This is a genomic window from Prolinoborus fasciculus, assembly GCF_056724605.1.
In genome coordinates, this window is record NZ_JBWZQN010000112.1 from 1 (window position 1) to 3,319 (window position 3,319).

Sequence of the window (3,319 nt, forward strand, 5' to 3'; positions counted from 1 at the left end):
TCGTTTGAAGGATAAAAAAAGAATTGGGATTCAGCCGCAGGTTGAAACTTAATACGAGATCAAAGGGGTCAATTTTACTTCGCCATTTTTAAGGTAAAAGGGGTCAATTTTAAAATGCCGTTGACAGGATGCTACTGTTTCTGTCCGTGCATTATAAGTATGCCGGCCATATTTTAGTTCTTTCGCCCAGGTTGGAATCAGTCCGAAACGTGCGATATCCAGCTCATACTCGTCAGCACCACGCATAATGATTGGTGCGGGTGCTAAAGGATAAATATGCGTTTTCATGCCCAGTTCGAGTTGCTCTTCATGAATATCTAATAAGGAAAGACGTTTTTTTGAGGGGAATTCATAGTTCGAGCACATAAATAACCTCTTTCATTCTAATTATTGTCTGCTAAAGAACTAAGGTATAAAAATGATGGGCTCAAAACAATTCGAAAGCGTAAGTGTAGTTTTAACACAAAGTAAGAATACGGATTAACATTAGTTTATCTTCATATTTATAGAATAGTATTCCTTTAAAGGACTATTCTATAAATATGAAGATTAAAATATTTGCGTTTTTAATGATTAAATGCAAAAGCTCACCAAGTTATTTTGTAGGGCAGGTGCTCAAAGCTTTTCCTTGTCCAACTGAATTGATAAAGTTTCCAATCAGAAATTCGCTCTGTCTTAAGGAATCACGATGATCTCCATTTTTGACGAGATGGAAGACGATAGATTTTTGCTTTGTACATACCTGCTGGTAGTAAGCATAAGTACCACGATAATCGACCAGTTGATCTTTCTCACCTTGTACCAGCAGAACTGGCACAGTCGGTTTCATATTCTCAATAGACTGTTCTTTTAAATAATTTGTCAAAGGTGCCAGATTTACATTTGATTTAAAGACAGTCTTAGGTGCTTGTTTTAGGTCCGACTGTAATTCTGACAAACAGCGACTCCGTGCATGATTAAGAATTTCTCCCATTTCTGGGCTAACTAAATTTGCTGGAGCAAGCATCGGGTCTGCAGCTTCTGCTCCTAAAAGTACAATTGGAAAAAATGCGGCGACATCAGTCGTGATTTGCGAATTGCTGGCAACATATTCAGCGATTCCTTCATATTGATAACCGCCTGGCGCCAGTGCAATTGCCCCGCGAAGATCAAATTCAGGCGCATCTTTTTGACCGGACGCTGCAACTTTAAGAGATGCTGCACCTCCTTGACTATGACCCATAACATACCAATTTTTACTAAAGTTATAAGGCTTTAAATGGTGGATCGCTCGTACAGCATCAACGACAGTATGCAACTGGCTTCGCGCATTCATATAAGGATGACCGCCCGGAGTGCCTAAACCTTGATAATCAGGTGCAACAACTGCATAGCCGCGAGCGAGCCAGGCATTCAATGCCTTAGCAGCGATTTGCTGATAGACATGGACTGGCCCACCCACATAATCGCCAGAGGGTACACATGTATCAGCAACGCCAGTTGTACCATGCGCCCAAGCCAGAACAGGCCATCCATCTTTAGGGACTTTGCCTTTAGGTAACAAGATATAGCCTGAAGTGACGATGGGCTCGGATTTTGTGCCACGACTGCGATAATTGATTAAGAAACGTTGTGAGGCATTCGTAAACAGATCGGTATTTTGTTCTTGTATAGATAATATTGTACCCGGTATTTTTTCCGAAATATGAGATGCTTGGATTTTACTGTTATCGGGAAGTGGAGGAGGAGAGGCCATTATATATGTTGAGCCTAAACATAAACAGCTCATGATCAATTGAATAATAGGAGATTTAATTTTCATCACTGAACCATTTTCCTTTTTATAATGTCATTTTTAATGTAGCAGCTTTATTTATGTTTCTAAATTAACTCTGCACAAAGTTTGTAAACTAAAGCTTTTAAGTTAAGGCGAATGAGCAGTACAACTGGTTATTTTAGTCTAGCTGATAGCTTCATATAAGCACTTATATTTTAATGTGCTTCTGATCTGTGAGTAGAATTCATATCATGTCTAACTTTACTAATACGATCATAAATCACTTTTCGCATTCGGTTTATTACTCCCAGAGGTTTGTGCTCCGGTAGTGTATGCCATGGTGTAAAAGAGAGATTTTCACAAAACTTGTTTTGTTCAGGTGTATCAAAAACTTGCTGAGGAATGCGGATAGTTGCGACCTTATAGAAAGGCGCCTCACTTTCTTGCCATTCAGTCATGGAATCTTCGACTGACATGGTGTTTGATGTTCTAGGCTGTATCAGAAACTCCATACATGCTTCACTTTTTTGCAAATGTTTGCGCAATTTTTCTCTTAGAAAATTATGATGCGGAGCATGTGGAAGAGGATCTGTCACTGTCGAACATGCTTGAGCTGAATACTTTATAGCTTGACGATCAGTGCCTATTCCTAATTGATAGGGCACCATAGACCAATATCTAGTTTGCAAAGGATTAGAAATTTTATTTCTCGTATTTAAGGCAATCCAGGTTCCTTTAGCTCCTAATGCAAAAGGAATATGGAGCTTATTGAAAAATCTATCGCTATTTATATCTTGCATAAATGACATATATCGGACTGGATCATTCACAAAAAAGACAGGATGATTGATCATAATGAAATCTTGAGTAGAGGTTTCATCATCTAAAAGCTTTTCTCCCGGTACTCCCAAAAGTTTTATCGCCATGCCACGGGCATCTTTTTTAATATCTGCTTGTTGGGCATTTTTAGACCCATTAGAGAAACGAATCCAGGCTTGATATGTTTTTCCCGGAAGAAAAACACCTTGAGCCAAGTTTTTGGGAAGAGCTTCATCTACTTTGAATTCTGCGCGTACGCAACCGTGTGCTTTGGGATGGGCATCACGTAGCGCGATACCTGTGGAATACTCTTTCCGAATAGATATCTCAATTATATCTGCGATTTTTTTAGCTATGGCTGCTTCATCAGCATAAAGACTTTCACTTAAATGATGATCTATATTGGGATGAATATTATCTTTTGAAGAGTTAGAGGTTATAGGGAAAGCATTAGCATATGCAGTACTACAAATACTTATTGCCATTAGAGAAGGGAAAACTAGACCCGAGCATAGAGGTCTTATAAAGTTAGACATTAATTTTCTCCTTGCTATAAAGCTAGAGTTAGTTTTAATTTTTTAGCCTAGGCGAATTCAAACATGAGGTGCGACAGTTTGAAAAGTCTTATGATAATCAACAAGCTGAGCAAATTTCTCTAATGGTGTAAGCCAATCTAACGCTTTTCTAGGACGAGTATTCAGTGACATGGCAACTTGATTTAAATAATGCTGATCTGCCTGATTT

General features: G+C 38.7%; 3 protein-coding genes and 1 pseudogene. All 4 read right to left on the reverse strand.

What is annotated here, in order from left to right:
- Positions 1–48 precede the first annotated feature (48 nt).
- The gene (locus AC1P5O_RS16265) at positions 49–366 is read right to left on the reverse strand and encodes an SOS response-associated peptidase family protein (RefSeq protein WP_499006399.1); all 318 of its coding nucleotides are present in this window, start codon (positions 364–366) and stop codon (positions 49–51) included.
- Between the two features lie 229 nt (positions 367–595).
- Positions 596–1,735 carry an alpha/beta fold hydrolase gene (locus tag AC1P5O_RS16270; RefSeq protein WP_318270639.1) on the reverse strand — a complete coding sequence of 380 codons (1,140 nt, stop codon included), beginning with the start codon at positions 1,733–1,735 and terminating at the stop codon, positions 596–598.
- Between the two features lie 236 nt (positions 1,736–1,971).
- Positions 1,972–3,111 (reverse strand): catalase family protein, encoded by a 1,140-nt coding sequence (locus AC1P5O_RS16275; protein ID WP_086044867.1) that lies wholly within the window; start codon positions 3,109–3,111, stop codon positions 1,972–1,974.
- A 57-nt stretch (positions 3,112–3,168) separates the two neighbouring features.
- Positions 3,169–3,319, reverse strand: a pseudogene (locus tag AC1P5O_RS16280) (IS30 family transposase); the annotation flags it as partial.